13 protein-coding genes are annotated in these 15,011 nt (G+C 51.0%); 8 read left to right on the top strand and 5 right to left on the bottom strand.

Translation table 11 applies throughout. The annotated features are described in order from the left end of the window. Window positions 1-652 precede the first annotated feature (652 nt). Window positions 653-1,615, top strand: coding sequence for an integron integrase (locus AC6R0R_RS15560; protein WP_500627364.1), 963 nt, complete (start codon window positions 653-655; stop codon window positions 1,613-1,615). Here AC6R0R_RS15560 and AC6R0R_RS15555 read toward each other — a convergent pair. Next, complete coding sequence (locus tag AC6R0R_RS15555; protein WP_500627361.1) at window positions 1,612-2,649, bottom strand: lactonase family protein; 1,038 nt, start codon at window positions 2,647-2,649, stop codon at window positions 1,612-1,614. The two genes, AC6R0R_RS15560 and AC6R0R_RS15555, sit on opposite strands and share 4 nt — an antisense overlap. 383 nt (window positions 2,650-3,032) lie before the next feature. On the opposite strand from AC6R0R_RS15555, the gene AC6R0R_RS15550 reads away from it, so the two are divergent. Both AC6R0R_RS15550 and AC6R0R_RS15545 read left to right on the top strand, forming a co-directional pair. Next, window positions 3,033-3,686 carry a recombinase family protein gene (locus AC6R0R_RS15550; protein ID WP_500627360.1) on the top strand — a complete coding sequence of 218 codons (654 nt, stop codon included), beginning with the start codon at window positions 3,033-3,035 and terminating at the stop codon, window positions 3,684-3,686. Further along, window positions 3,686-4,897, top strand: coding sequence for a multidrug effflux MFS transporter (locus AC6R0R_RS15545; RefSeq protein ID WP_500627359.1), 1,212 nt, complete (start codon window positions 3,686-3,688; stop codon window positions 4,895-4,897). The genes AC6R0R_RS15550 and AC6R0R_RS15545 overlap by 1 nt, the downstream gene beginning before the upstream one ends. Before the next feature lie 7 nt (window positions 4,898-4,904). Here the strand turns inward: AC6R0R_RS15545 and AC6R0R_RS15540 are convergent, their stop codons facing one another. Continuing rightward, on the bottom strand, window positions 4,905-6,332 hold the full coding sequence (locus AC6R0R_RS15540; protein ID WP_500627358.1) for an NAD-dependent succinate-semialdehyde dehydrogenase: 1,428 nt from the start codon (window positions 6,330-6,332) through the stop codon (window positions 4,905-4,907). A 174-nt stretch (window positions 6,333-6,506) separates the two neighbouring features. On the opposite strand from AC6R0R_RS15540, the gene AC6R0R_RS15535 reads away from it, so the two are divergent. Beyond that, entirely contained in the window at window positions 6,507-8,354 is a 1,848-nt protein-coding gene (locus AC6R0R_RS15535; protein WP_500627357.1) for a cation:proton antiporter, read from the top strand. An 89-nt stretch (window positions 8,355-8,443) separates the two neighbouring features. Here the strand turns inward: AC6R0R_RS15535 and AC6R0R_RS15530 are convergent, their stop codons facing one another. Together AC6R0R_RS15530 and AC6R0R_RS15525 are read right to left on the bottom strand one after the other, a co-directional pair. Next, the gene (locus AC6R0R_RS15530; protein ID WP_500627356.1) at window positions 8,444-9,406 is read right to left on the bottom strand and encodes a magnesium transporter CorA family protein; all 963 of its coding nucleotides are present in this window, start codon (window positions 9,404-9,406) and stop codon (window positions 8,444-8,446) included. Window positions 9,407-9,520: 114 nt separating this feature from the next. Further along, entirely contained in the window at window positions 9,521-10,363 is an 843-nt protein-coding gene (locus tag AC6R0R_RS15525; protein WP_500627355.1) for a LysR family transcriptional regulator, read from the bottom strand. 103 nt (window positions 10,364-10,466) lie between these two features. Between AC6R0R_RS15525 and rimK the strand changes: the two genes are divergently transcribed. Genes rimK through AC6R0R_RS15505 form a run of 4 tightly spaced genes read left to right on the top strand, consistent with a single transcriptional unit; the run spans window position 10,467 to window position 13,728 of the window. Continuing rightward, the gene (gene rimK / locus AC6R0R_RS15520) at window positions 10,467-11,372 is read left to right on the top strand and encodes a 30S ribosomal protein S6--L-glutamate ligase (protein WP_334552982.1); all 906 of its coding nucleotides are present in this window, start codon (window positions 10,467-10,469) and stop codon (window positions 11,370-11,372) included. Window positions 11,373-11,377: 5 nt separating this feature from the next. Beyond that, window positions 11,378-12,409, top strand: a complete 1,032-nt coding sequence (locus AC6R0R_RS15515) for a succinylglutamate desuccinylase/aspartoacylase family protein (protein ID WP_334552984.1) — start codon at window positions 11,378-11,380, stop codon at window positions 12,407-12,409. Then, window positions 12,409-12,858 (top strand): ATP-dependent zinc protease family protein, encoded by a 450-nt coding sequence (locus tag AC6R0R_RS15510; RefSeq protein WP_334552986.1) that lies wholly within the window; start codon window positions 12,409-12,411, stop codon window positions 12,856-12,858. The genes AC6R0R_RS15515 and AC6R0R_RS15510 overlap by 1 nt, the downstream gene beginning before the upstream one ends. Before the next feature lie 6 nt (window positions 12,859-12,864). Then, window positions 12,865-13,728 (top strand): mechanosensitive ion channel family protein, encoded by an 864-nt coding sequence (locus AC6R0R_RS15505; protein WP_500627354.1) that lies wholly within the window; start codon window positions 12,865-12,867, stop codon window positions 13,726-13,728. 49 nt (window positions 13,729-13,777) lie between these two features. On the opposite strand, the gene AC6R0R_RS15500 is transcribed toward AC6R0R_RS15505, so the two are convergent. Next, window positions 13,778-14,914 carry a glycerate kinase gene (locus AC6R0R_RS15500; RefSeq protein WP_500627353.1) on the bottom strand — a complete coding sequence of 379 codons (1,137 nt, stop codon included), beginning with the start codon at window positions 14,912-14,914 and terminating at the stop codon, window positions 13,778-13,780. Window positions 14,915-15,011 lie beyond the last annotated feature (97 nt).

Genomic DNA, 15,011 nt, shown 5'->3' with positions numbered 1-15,011 from the left:
GGCGAAGTTTTCCACCAGTGTTTAAGTTGTTTTGAAAGCAGATTACCCGAAACCAAATAAGCAACCAAACACCCACTGACTTTTTGTGATTCAAGAACCACAAAACTCACTATGTTTCAGCCAAAATTCCAACGACCACGAAATGCGAATTTGCAGCGACTAAGTAGTTCTTGATCCTGAGAAACCCAAAGCTGCAAACTTAAAGCGAGAACGAAAGCCTCGATTAACTTGTCCTTTCCATACTTTAAGCCCGCGAGATTCACAACCAACCGACTGTGAAAACCAATGAGGCAACCCGCGAACCTTGGCATGTTTTACGGCTGGAGAGGTTCAAGAATTTGAGCCGACAATGCCAAGTTGCCGACTTAGAAAAACGAATGCTCAAAGATAACTAAGAAGATGAGAACAAAGAACTTTACTGCCCGTCGCCTAACGCTTTGTATACAACCCCAAACCACCTAACCCAACCAACTAGCGCCGCCTATTCTGCATCGGTTCTGTGAACGAAATCTGCTAAATCCTTGCAAAACAACTCGCTAAAGGATGAACCCTTATGATACTGGTCGCAATGTGCGGCAAAGTGCAGTCTAACACCAATAGGGCAGCGTACACTGTTTTATATCCGTTAACCGACACACAAAACGTCATGAAAATCCAATCACCGTTTCTGCAACAAGTGACCGATTATATGCGAGCATCGCACTATGCCAATAAAACGATTGAGGCTTACGTGTCGTGGATCAAACGCTATATTCTCCATCATGATAAACAGCATCCGAGCACGCTTGATGTCCAGCATGTTGAGCAGTTTCTCTCGCACCTATCGCTTGATCGAAATGTCGCGGCGAATACTCAGGCTCAAGCACTAAACGCGCTGGTTTTCCTCTATGAGCATATCTTGAAACAGCCGATTAAAGTCGACATCCGATATCGAAAAGCGACCAAACAGAAAAAACTGCCAGTGGTGTTAACCAAGCAAGAAATCCGTGCATTGCTCAAGCATACCAATCCCAAATGGCGCTTACCTATCCAATTGATGTATGGTTCAGGTTTAAGGGTCAAAGAGTGTGTCAGGCTGCGCTATGGTGACGTCGATTTTGATTTTTACGCGTTGCGTATCCACCTCTCCAAGGGGAATAAAAGTCGCATTGTGACCTTGGCCAAAGAGCTGTGTCCGGCACTGCATCAGCAAAGAGAAGCAGTGGCACACCTTTGGCAAACCGACCTGCTCGCACCGGAGTATGCCGGTGTGATGATGCCTAGCGCGCTAGACAAAAAGTATCCGGGCGCCAACAAAACGCTCAATTGGCAATTTCTCTTTCCTTCCGACAGACTTAGTGTCGATCCCGCATCTAATCAAACTCGCAGGCACCACATTGATGTCACCACCATTCAACGAGCGATTAAAGCGGCGGCCAAACGGGCCAACATTGAAAAACCTGTGACCTCACATACGCTGCGCCACTCGTTCGCCACGCATCTTCTTGAGAGTGGCGCCGACATTCGAACCGTGCAAGAGCAGCTTGGCCATACGGATGTCAAAACCACTCAAATCTATACCCATGTGATTGAACGTGGAGCAAGCGGCGTTATCAGCCCATTCTCAACGCTTTAAGCTTGGTATTCCACCAAGCAGACAGGCGCATCAATTGCGCACTCATAGCCGGTGGGCCTGAATGCATCACTGAGGGTCTCTCGATGAAAACTGACGATGTTGTTGGAGTGCTGATTGGCCACCAGCAGCCAATGCTCACACGCGCTCAGGGTAAAATCGCGCGGGAACTGACCTTGTGTATCGACTCTGCCAATATTCTGAGGTGGGGTCACTGAGACATCCAAAATAGAAAGGCAGTTCTGCTTACGACAGGAGACGTACACGTAGCGCTCATCTTGGCTAAGGTAAATCGCACTCGCCGCCTCATAGACTGTCTCTTTTGGCAATAGCGGGATCTCAGCGCTCTGAGACCAGCGGCCTTGAGAATAGGTCAGCACTGCAAGCGTTTCAGAGAGCTCACACACCACATAAGCGAGGTTGCTAGCTTGATTGAATACAAGGTGACGCGGTCCACTGCCGGGAGAAAGGGCCACGGAGTAGTCGAGTTCAAACGACGCGAGCGAATCTTGATGACGATAAAAATGGACCCGATCACTGCCTAAATCGACCACCACCAACTGTCCATCGATAAAGGTGACTTGATGCGCGTGCGGGCTTGATTGCCGGTGAGTCTTAGGTCCAAATCCGTCAATAAAAAGCGTTGTCGACGTAGAAGAAGGGTGATGATTCTCATCGAGTAAGTGAACACTTACATTGCCACTGCCATAGTTAGCAACAGCGACAAACCGTTGAGCGGCATCGATGGCGATATGGCAAGGCGCATCGCCGTGGATCGGCGCACAGTTCATTGATCCATTCTTCTCCGCTGGTTGGAGATGAACAACTTGCGCCCCCTCTTGCTCGGAGACCTCCGAGAAGGTGTAGAGCCCAGTCGAGGTGTTCACCAGATAGGAAGGATTACGCAGCTCACACACATCCTCTAAACGTGTGATTTCTCCTGTCTGGGTATCTAGGGCGATACGGGCAATGCCGCGGCTTTGGCTAGGGGCATCGGTGTAGGTGCCGACGTAAAAGTGTCTCTGCGTTATGGTCATAATGTGTGTCTTGACGGCGTTTGTTCTACCATGCCGCCAGCAGACGCTGGCGGCAATCGTACTGAGCGATCAGTTATAGAAAGTGTGAAGTAACCTCTCAGTCGGCGTGACGATGGCGACAATGATTTCATCCATGATGATGGCATTCTCATCAATCACATGCTGATAGTTCGTGCGCTTGGATCACCAACCGCTGGATGAATCAAAATGACAAGGCGCCAACAACGGCGCCTTGTCACTTACTCACGTAAACTTCTCACTTGCCCGCGTAAAGAAGTGTAAATAGCTCATTTGGTGTTTGCATAAATTATGAACCCGAGTATAGTGAACTCAATTATGAGCCAATACATTATTTGGACCTTTACATTAACTAAGGAGTCACTATGGCGACTTACCTCTATACTCGCTTCTCACCCAAAAACCGAGCGTATCAAGAACACTTGGCCGCACTACAAGCACACACCGGCGATGCCAAGCACTTTGAAGACCAAGTACAAGGCTGCGTGCCACCCAATGAACGGGAGCAATTTCAATCGCTCTTCAACAATCTACAATCTGGCGATACGCTGGTGATTTGGTGGTTCACCGTGTTTGGGCGTGATTTTAGCCAAGCTCTCGCAACAATCGAGGATATTCTCGACAAGGGCGTGACACTGCAAACCCTTTGCCAACCCATGACCTTTGCGCCTAATTCCGCAGAAACACAAACGCTACTGAGTATGCTCAGCGGCTATGCGCAAGTACAGACACAGCATCGCTTGTTTGCCGCCGAGCAAGGACGCCGAGCACTCAAGCGTCACCCTGAACAATGGAAACAGAAGTTTCGTGGTAGACCTGCCGATCGCAGCAAGCACAAACAGATTGCCGCGCTGCTCTTTGAAGGCCTTACCTTAGCTCAGGTTGCCGAGCAGTGTGATGTCAGTTTATCGACCGTCAAACGCGTTAAAGCCAAGCTCAGTGAGCATGACCACGAAGGTGGATTGCGCCGCCGCGGTCATGGAAAACACGCTCACTTTACGCGCAAAGGGGACCGTTAATGGCCAAGGCGATTCACTTTCGCTCCATCTTACTGGCGTGTCTTATCATCAGTATCGGTCAACTCAGTATGGGGTTGGTCTTTCCAGCGCTGCCTTGGATCGCAAAAGATTTCGCGATCACGCTTGATGAAGCGCAGCTGTTGGTCGGTATTTACCTGCTCGGCTTTGGTCCTTCGCAATTTATCTACGGCCCTATCTCTGATGCCTTGGGTCGCAAAAAGGTGCTGCTGACTGGGCTGCTGATCGCCATGTCAGGTCTTATGCTGATCATTGCGCTTAGCGACTCATTTATGGGCATGGTCGCGGGGCGCTTTCTACAAGGGCTCGGCACTGGCTGCTGCGCGGTACTTGCTCGCGCCTCGACTCGAGACCGATTTAGCGGCCCAGAGCTGCCTGTGGCGATGTCTTACATTGCGATGGCGGCGTCCATTACCCCACTGATGGCGCCGGTGCTTGGCGGCTTTATCAACTTTCACTTTGGCTGGACGATGGTGTTCGTGTCACTGCTCGGCTATCTCGGGTTAGCCTGGGTGGTGATTGCGCTCCGTTTTGATGAAACGCTGCACAGCACCAGCGCTATCCCCTCGCCAAAAGCGATGGTGAGCCAATACCGTGCCCTACTGACCTCGCGCTACTTTATGAGCTTTGCTAGCATCGGCTGGCTTAATTTTAGCTTGATGATCACCACGGTGTCGGTGATGCCATTTATTATGCAAGATCACATCGGCATGACCTCCGACGAATACGCAATATGGGCGCTGATCCCAACACTGGGTATGTTGGCAGGCACGAGCCTGTGCAACCGAGTAAGACCGCTGATTGGCACCAAAAAGATGCTGCTGTTTACCCCCGCCTTACACCTCAGCGCAGCGCTGTGGCTGTTCTTTTGCCCGGTAGAACCACTGTTTTTAATGTTGGGGCAACTGTTGATGATCTTAGGCAATGGTATTGCGCTGCCCTGCGCGCAAGCGATGGTGATGCTGCCCTACAAAAAGCAAGCGGGCGCGGCGGCGGCCATGTCGGGAGGCGGGCAAATGGTCGTCTCTGCGCTAGTGAGTATGACGCTAGTGCAGCTCGGTCTCAGTCAGGCTTGGCATTTATCGTTTGTCATCGCACTGTTTGCGGCAGTGACCCTGAGCAATATTTTGCGCGGGTTTGATGAAATTGAGCGCTCAGCCGCAGCCGAGCGCTCTGCACTGTCCACCGATTGACTTAGCGCTATACGCCACCAAAGCAGAGGTATTTGATGTCGAGGTACTCATCCAGTCCCTGCTTAGCACCTTCTCTGCCGATACCGGACTGCTTTACGCCGCCAAATGGCGCCACTTCGGTAGAGATAATCCCTTCATTGATGCCAACCATGCCGTAGTCCAGCGCCTCGGCGACCCGCCAAGCTCGGCCAATATGCTGAGTATAAAAGTAGGCGGCGAGACCATAAGGCGTATCGTTGGCCTGCTCAATTAACTGCGCCTCATCGTCAAAGGCGATGATGGGCGCGATGGGGCCGAAAATTTCATCTTGGACCAGTGCCATCGTGTGCTCAACATTTGTCAGCACCACTGGCGCCATAAACTGCCCGTCTAACGTCCGCGCTTTGTTGGCAACGACCGCGCCTTGCGCTGTGGCCTGCTCCACCAGCGATAGGAGATTTTGTTTGGCTTCATGGGTAATGATGGGGCCTATCTCCACGCCTTCGTCGAGGCCATTACCAACCGTTAACGCCTCCACTTTCGCGACAAATTTCGCCACGAATAAGTCGTAAATCTCACGCTGAACATAAAAGCGGTTGGCACACACGCAGGTCTGCCCAGCATTGCGAAACTTAGAGGCGATGGCCCCATCTACCGCCGCGTCTACATCTGCATCGGCAAACACGATAAAGGGCGCATTACCGCCAAGCTCCATCGATGTGCGTTTAACGTCATGTGCGCTTTGCGCCAGCAAGGCTTTGCCCACTCGGGTAGAGCCAGTAAACGAGAGTTTGCGAATCAACGGAGAAGAGGTAAACCGCTCACCCACCTCTGGGGCGCTGCGCCCAATCACCACCTGAAACACATCAGAGTGGATGCCCGCCTGATACGCCAACTTGGCCAATGCGAACGCGCACAGCGGGGTGAGCTCAGACGGCTTAACGATAAAGCTGCATCCCGCCGCTAACGCCGGCGCCGCTTTGCGGGTGATCATGGCAATCGGAAAGTTCCAAGGCGTAATGGCGCAAGCCACACCCACCGGCTGCTTAATAGTCACAATGCGCTTATCCCCACTCGGTGCGGGGATGGTTTCACCGTAGGCTCGCTTTCCCTCTTCTGCAAACCACTGAATAAAGCTCGCGCCGTAGGCCACCTCACCTCGCGCTTCGGGCAGCGGTTTACCTTGCTCAAGCGTCATCAAGGTTGCTAGTGCTTCTTGGTGTTCGAGCAGCAATGCATGCCAGGTAAGCAGACGATCCGCCCGCGCTTTGGCGCTCAGTGCCGCCCACTCAGGCTGTGCCTTATGCGCGCGCCCGATGGCCTGCTCTATCTCTTGCGAAGTGCTAACAGGCACCACACCCACTGGCTCGCCTGTTGCAGGGTTATGCACGGCAAGCCCAGCGTCGGTGTCTGGTAAAAGAAATGAAATCTCGCTCGGATCAAGCCTATTTTCCATGATGTTCCCCTAACTTGACTATTCTTACTGATTGACAGTTCTTACTGACTGACTGCGCTTGTTCACTGACCGTATGGATTTTCACTCTAAGTGGATAAGAAAAAGGGTGCAAGCGCCCAGTTTCAGGTGTAGCTTGAATTTCAAAGACATCATCCATTTTCAAAAGGAATAACAATGAGTTCAGAGATGATCGCCTTGACCCTAGCCGGTGTCGGGGTTCTAGGATTAGTCTGTCAATGGGTCGCATGGCAACTTAAACTGCCGGCGATTCTATTTTTGTTGATTGCTGGATTACTAGTGGGGCCAGTGCTTGGCCTGTTCTCACCCGAGCAAGCCTTGGGCGATCTGTTTTTCCCCATCATTTCACTGGCTGTTGCCGTGATTCTGTTTGAAGGCAGCTTGACCCTAAACTTCAAACAAATAAGGGGGATCAGTAAAAGTGTTTGGAGTATCGTCACCATAGGGGCAGTGATCTCTTGGATCATTACCTCGTTCGCGACCCATTATTTGCTTGGCCTAGACTGGACCATCGCCTTCCTCTTTGGCAGCTTGACGGTGGTGACAGGGCCAACGGTGATCGTGCCACTGCTACGCACGGTCAGGCCAAGCTCACGCCTGGCCAATATTTTACGCTGGGAAGGGATCTTAATTGACCCATTAGGCGCGCTGTTTGTGGTGATGGTGTATGAGTTCATCGTCTCACAAAGCGAAGTGCACAGCTTAGCCGTGTTCGGCACCATTTTGGTGGTCGGTTTTGGTTTGGGCATCGCAGCAGGCGTGTTGGTGGCCGCCATGATGCGCCGCCATTGGTTACCGGAGTATTTACAGCCGTTTGCCGTGCTGACCATTGTTCTAGGGGTATTTGCCGCCTCCAATTATCTTGAGCACGAATCGGGTCTTTTGACCGTAACCGTGATGGGCGTATGGCTTGCCAACGTCAAAGGCGTCAGCATTGCGCACATCCTCCATTTTAAAGAGAACCTCACCATTCTCTTTATCTCTGGTCTGTTTATTCTGCTCGCTGCGCGAGTGCAAGTGTCCGACTTTGAGCAACTTGGTTTCGCGGCGTTGGTGCTGTTTGCCGTCATCCAGTTGGTGTCTCGTCCGGTGTCGATTTTCCTGTCCACGGCGCGCAGCCAGCTGTCGACCAAAGAGAAAGCCTTCCTCGCTTGGGTTGCCCCGCGCGGTATCGTTGCCGCTGCGGTCTCTTCCCTGTTTGCCATTAAACTGACCTTTTTGGAGGTCGAAGGCGCAAACTTGCTGGTACCACTGATCTTTATGGTCATCATCGGCACCGTAGTGCTGCAAAGTGCCACGGCCCGCCCGATCGCGACTTGGCTGGGTGTCGCAGAACCTTCGCCAAGAGGCTTTTTGATTGTGGGTGCCAACGATGTTGCGCGCAAAATTGGTAAAGCGATTTCAACCTACAACTGCCGAATTCTGATGGCCGATTCCAACTGGGACTACGTACGCAAAGCGCGCATGGACGGATTTGATAGCTACTACGGCAACCCAACCTCGAGCCATGCCGAAGACAACCTCGACCTGATTGGTATTGGTCAGGTGCTGGCGGTCACGCCCGACCAACACTTCAACTCTATTGCCAGCGTACAACTCGCGACCGACTTTGGCCATCGCAAGGTGTTTTGTCTGCATGAAAAGAAAAGCGATGAATCACAAGATAAGCATACTCACAACTCCGAACATGCCTACTCCCTGCTACTCGGTGGCACAGTCAGCTATAAAAAGTTGGCCAGTATGATTGGTCAAGGGGCTGAAATGAAGCACACCAAGATCAGTGATAACTTCACTTTTGAGGATTACAAGACGCAATACAAAGACGCCACCGTGGTGCCGTTGTTTGTGGTCAATGTAAAAAACCGCATCCAGATTGTCAGCCAGCCAGATGAACTCAAGCCTGTGGCGGGCGAAATCATGGTGTCACTGATCCACAGCAAAGAGAACAATCACAAAGACAGCACTCTCAAAGACAATAACGGCCGAGAGGCGAAAGCCGAATAACGGTACTCGGCGAAGCATCACACGCCAAGCCATAAAAAAACCATCGCCCACCGATTTGGTGGGCGATGGCGTTTATGAATAACCGCTCGCTACAACCAGCGTTTGCGCCTAAAGACGTACAATAGCGCCGACGCGACACCAATCATCACACCCCACAACACAAAATAGCCGTGCTCAAACCGCAGCTCAGGAATATATTCGAAGTTCATTCCGTAGATACCGGCAATAAAGGTCAGCGGCACGAAAATCGCTGATACCACCGTCAATAGCTGCATGGTCTTGTTTAGTTGATGCGAGCTCAGCGAGATGTAACCTTCAATCAAGTCACCACACAAGTCGTAGTACATGGAAGTTAAACTTTCGAGCCGATCGAATTTATCAAACACATCACGGAAGCTGTGTTTCACCTCTGAATCGTTCATATCAATGAAGGCCAGCTCTTCTTCCATCACCTGATCAATCAACTTCACGTGGTAGGACTGGACGCGATGAATTTTACGCAGATGGGATTTAAGCAAAATCAGTCGCTGCATCAGCTCATCGCTGGATTGCGTCAGCATGCCATCTTCCAACTCACTGATTTCATCTTCCGCTTCTAACACCGCATCGGTAAAACGCTGCGCCGAGGCGTTCATAATTTTACTCAAAAGCAAACTCGGTGAGCGCAAATACTTCGCCAGCGATTTGTGCGCCGCTAACGCTTCAATACCGAACGAGTGCTCCACACGGCGGGTGATCAGGATGTTTTCCCCGACAAAACAGGCAAGCGCCATGGTTTTTAAATCGAGATGCTCTTCAACATGACTAAAACCGCGATAAAGCACGAAAGTATGCTGATCAAACTCTTCCACCTTAGGCGGACGGCGATCGCGCTGCGCATCTTGAATGGCTAATGGGTGGCAGCCTAGCTTGGCGAGAAGCTCGGCTTCCTGCTGAGCGGGCTCTTCATAAAAATCTAACCAAATGTGGCCACCTTGAGTTTGCCACTGACTGATTAACTCCTCGCCGCCTTCGGACAACTGATGGTCATGTAGATAAAACGCTTTTAGCACTCTGACGCTCCTTAATTTTCACGCCCAACCGTGATTTTTTACGGTTAAAAAGTGAGTTGATAAAAAAAATCGAACAATTAACGGGATAAAACAAACACTATCTAATGCTGAAGGTTATCTAATACTATAGGGAAACAGCATCAGTGAATCCTCAATCAGCTCACGTTTGTGGCTGTTGGCCAAGTAAATCGCATAGATATCACGATGAAACGTCGGCGTATTGGGCACCAAATGCAGTTGCTGACGTCGCAACTGAGCAAAACACATCTGCCGCGGCAAGTACGCCGCCCCGCCCGCCTCGAGAATAAATGAGAGGGCAACATTGGGCTGCGTCATATGATGCCTTGGCGCGAGCTCTTCGCCAAAGTGATGGGAAAACATAGAGTTAATCGCATCACCGTAATCCACCATCACAAAGCTCTCTAGCTCCGACGCTTCCCTTACTGGCGTCGTACTGACCAACACCAAAGGGACAGTGCAGAGCTTTTTCGCCACGACTTCATCGGTATGTGGCGGCTCAAACAGAAACGCGATATCTAAGATTCGGTTGAGGACCCGTTTACGCAATTCCACCGATGAGTATGTGTGGGTGTAAAGATGGGCATCATCAATATTACGGTGAATTTTTTGTAACCAGTCATGCAGCACTATATCCCAAATGGACATCATGGCACCTAAAAATAGCTGCGAGCCATCGCTGTCTGTCACGCCGACTTCTTGCTTAATTTTGTGCCACATCGCCATCATGTCGTTGGCGTGCTTGACCATTTTATCGCCTTCTGCGGTCAGTTTTAGGCGCTTGTTAGCGCGATCAAACAGCATCACCCCCAACTCATCTTCAAGCTGTTTGATTCGGGAGCTGACCGCCGCCTGCGTCAGGTGTAAGTTCTGAGCAGACATCCGAATATGGAGCGTTTGGCTCACTTCAATAAAGGTCTTTAATAATTCAATCTTCATCGGATTTGATAAATTTTTTCAAACAAACTGTAAGAAATATAGAGTTTTATTTATCGATTTTCAAAGACTACAGTTAAGTCACGCAAACACAAAGGAGAGCCTCATGAAAATCGCTATTCTGTCTCGCAATAAAAAACTCTATTCCACTCAGCGTCTCGTCGAGGCGGGTATCGAACGTGGCCACGAAGTCGATGTGATCGACACTCTACACTGTTACATGGATATAACAAGCAGCCGCCCTACCGTGCGTTATCACGGTGAAGAGCTGCCGCTGTACGATGCGGTGATTCCGCGTATTGGCTCTTCCATCACCTTCTACGGCACTGCGGTGGCAAGACAGTTTGAAATGATGGGCACCTTTAACGTCAATGAGTCGGTGGCGATTAGCCGCTCTCGTGACAAATTGCGCTCGCTACAATTGCTGTCTCGCAAAGGCATTGGCCTACCAAGAACGGGCTTTGCAAGCAAACCGGACAACATTAAAGACTTGATCAAAAACGTCGGTGGCGCACCGCTGGTCATTAAATTGCTTGAAGGTACTCAAGGCATTGGCGTGGTACTTGCGGAAACCTCTAAAGCGGCGGAGAGCATCATCGAAGCCTTTATGGGACTGCAAGCGAACATTTTGATTCAAGAGTACATCAAAGAGTCTGGCGGCGCTGACATTCGCTGTTTGGTGATTGGTGGACGCGTGGTTGCTGCAATGAAGCGTCAAGCGGCCGAAGGGGAGTTTCGCTCCAACCTGCACCGTGGCGGCTCTGCGGAGATCATTCGTTTGACCAAAGAAGAGCGAGAAACTGCTGTCAATGCGGCCAAAGTGATGGGCTTGAATTTCTGTGGCGTTGACTTGCTGCGCTCTAACAGCGGCCCTATGGTGATGGAAGTCAACTCCTCTCCAGGTCTAGAAGGCATTGAAAAAGCGACCAACCTTGATGTGGCTGGCAAACTGTACGAATTTATTGAGAAAAACGCAAAATTTAACGCCAACAAGACGCGTGGCAAGGGTTAATAAGCATGACAGAACTGAAAATTGGCGCTCACACGATTAAGCCGGGCGAGCGTAAAAAGATTGCGCTGCCAGTAGCAAAGCTGTATACAGACGCCGAAGTTTCGCTGCCGGTGTATATCGTGCGTGGAAAACAGGCAGGGCCGACGATTTTCGTCAGTGCCGCGGTGCATGGTGATGAGCTCAATGGCATTGAAATTGTCCACCGCATCATCAACATGAAACGCTTTCGCGTCTTGCGTGGTACGGTGATTTTTGTGCCTATGGTTAACGTGCATGGTGTGATTCATCAAAGCCGTTATTTACCTGATAGACGCGATCTCAACCGCAGCTTTCCGGGCTCGCCTAAAGGGTCGCTCGCGGCTCGAGTCGCCAATATTTTTAAAACCGAAATCATCGACAAATGCCAATACGGTATCGATTTGCATACTGGCGCGATTCATCGCACCAACTTGCCACAGATCCGGGCTAACGTCGAAGATGAGGTGACCGCAGAACTGGCCAACGCCTTTGGTGCGCCTGTGGTACTGCACTCGGAAGAAATTGACGGCTCACTGCGTGATTGCGCCGCCAACTCGAATACCAAAGTCTTGGTGTATGAAGGAGGTGAAGCACTGCGCTTTGATGAGACCTCGATTCGTATGGGCACCCGTGGCGTGATTCGCGTCCTGCGCCATCTCAACATGGTCAGCAAAGGTCGCAACCAACGTAAAGGGGTCCCGGAGCCTGTGGTCGCTCGTGGCAGCCAATGGGTTCGCGGCAGTGCCAGTGGCATCGTCAGACACAAGTACCAGTTGGGTGACTACGTCAAGAAGGGCGATGAACTGGCGACCATTAGCAGTGCGTACGGTGAAAAGTTGGCGGTGATTGTCGCGCCTCGTACAGGGGTCATCATCGGTAAGCAAAACATTCCTTTGGTTCAAGAAGGCGAAGCCATGTATCACATCGCCTATTTTGATGAAGATGAAAAAGCGGTCGCCGAACAGATAGATAAGCTGTCTGAAGACGTCGCCTCTAGAGAGATAAAAGAAGGTCTGTAATGAAAAGCAGCAACACAGAAAAAGTCATTATTGGTCGCTTAGAGAACATTTCCTTGCCTGAGCTGGGCATTGATAATCTCACCGTGCGAGTGGATTCAGGCGCGCAAACCTCGTCCCTACACGTTGATCACATTAAGCTTATCAAAGTGAACGGTAAACCCGGTATTCAGTTTGATATTCACCCAGAAGTGCACGACGTCGACAAAGTGGTGCGATGCAAATCTGAGTTGTATGACCTGCGCAAAATCAAGTCATCCAACGGTATGTCAGAGCAGCGCTACGTGATTGAAACGATGGCCAAATTGGGCGAGTTAGAGTGGCCGATTCAAATTACGCTCACTGACCGCTCAGACATGACTTATCTGATGTTGCTGGGCCGCCAAGCGATGGGCAAACGCTTTTTAATCGACCCTGCGCAGGTATTTTGCGGGTCTAGCATACAGGAGTAGAACACTATGTTTGAGCAAGCCATTTCATGGTTAGAAATGACGCTCTTTACCTTTAACGAACAACCGATCACCTTGTGGGCTATCTTGATGGTTCCAACTTGGATAGTGGTGAGTTTGTGGATCGCGAAATTGATGATCAAAGCGGTCTCATCAAGGTTGGCGTCCAATGGCAAAGATCCCAACATCATCCATTTGATTGAGCGGATTTTGTTTGTGATAGCCCTTGGCATCATCTTCCTCACCACCTTGTCGATGCTCAACATCCCTATCACGGCGTTTGCGTTTCTCTCCGGAGCCATTGCGATCGGTTTTGGTTTCGGCGCCCAAAACATCATCAACAACTTCATCAGTGGTTGGATTTTGATTGGCGAAAAGCCGATTCGAATCGGCGACTTTCTTGAAGTGGAAGGCGCAAAGGGCAAAGTGGAGCAAATCAACACCCGCTCGACCCGTATTCGCCGTGTCGATGGCGTGCACATGTTGATCCCAAACAGCAAGTTGCTTGAAAATACAGTGATCAACTGGACGCTACGCGATGAACTGGTGCGCGCGTCGGTTGTCGTCGGTGTGGCATACGGCAGTGATGTTCGCTTGGTCGAAAAGCTGATGCGTGAGATCACCACCAACAATCCAAAGGTGCTGCCTAAACCTGAACCCAAAGTCTTTTTCCAAGACTTTGGCGACAACGCGCTGATCTTTGAATCCTTCTTCTGGATTCACTCGCAAGTTGAAGGGGGCATCCGATCCGTCTCAAGTGAGATTCGCTTCGAGATTGACGCCGCGTTTAACGAGCACGGCATCACCATCGCCTACCCGCAGCGTGATATTCACCTCGACGGGGCCATCAAAATAGTGCGAGAGCCGCGTTAAATGGCAAGGAAGGGAGCATGTTGCTCCCTTCCTAGTCTTTTGAAAATGTTCACTTAACACAAAGAGCCAGCGCCGCCGCAACGTTTCTCGCCGTCAGCTCCACATTGAAGGCGGCTTCTTTTAGTGCAGTAGGAAGATCGGTCGCGCCGAGTACGACGCTAAAAACGGCATCAAGCCCATGTTGATGGACAATCGCGCAATCTTTAGCAAGGCTACCGGCAATACCGATCACAGGAGTATCGTAGCGTTTGGCGGCTTTAGCTACACCGATGGGGGTTTTACCATGAATGGTTTGGCTATCGATGCGTCCTTCACCTGTGATCACCAAATCCGCACCTTGGAGGTGAGAATCAAGCGCCAGTGCTTGCATCACAATATCAATGCCGGGTGTCAGCTTCGCATTAAGTACGCCCAGTAACGCCGCCCCTAGACCACCAGCGGCGCCCGCTCCGGCCTGATGTTTGACCATAGCCCCAGTGGTGCGCGCAATGATGTCAGCATAATGCGCCAAGTTGTCATCTAGCTGCTTCACCATCGCCGGTGTCGCCCCTTTTTGCGGACCGAACACAGCAGAAGCGCCAAGCTCACCACACAGTGGGTTGTCCACATCGCACGCGACGTTAAGCTCCACCTGAGTCAAGGTAGGATGGAGTCCACTGAGATCAAGGCAATCTAGCTCACGCAACGCACCGCCACCGAATGCGATCTCATTGCCTTGTCTATCCAGACAACGCGCGCCAAGCGCCTGCAACATGCCGACTCCGCCATCGTTGGTCGCACTCCCACCAATACCAATGATGATGGACGTGACGCCCTGTGCGATGGCAGCGAGAATCAACTCTCCCGTTCCATAGCTGGTGGTGGTAAGCGGATTGCGATCCTCTGCGGCAACGAGATGAATGCCCGATGCCGCGGCCATCTCTATCACCGCAGTGCGGCCATCACCCAGCAATCCATAAAACGCCTCAACAGGCTCGCCCATCGGGCCGGTTACCACTGCAGGTACAATACTGCCTCCCGTGGCATCAACCAGCGACTGCACTGTGCCCTCCCCGCCATCGGCCATCGGCAACTTGATGTAATTCGCATCCGGCCAAACGGTGCGGCAGCCTCGCTCAATCGCATCAGCGACCTCCATCGCGGTTAAGCTTTCTTTAAATGAATCTGGTGCAATCACTACTTTCATCGGTTTTCCTATTTCGCCAAGCACAAATGAGTATCACCAGTATAGAATGGCTTGAACGTCATTAAATTGGATGTATTGACAATATTGGTGAAAAATA

The sequence above is a fragment of the Vibrio sp. R12-SW3-ISO1 genome, from assembly GCF_059834005.1.
The sequence above is the reverse complement of the archived record's forward strand: the minus strand, read 5'-3'. Positions and strand labels throughout refer to the sequence as shown.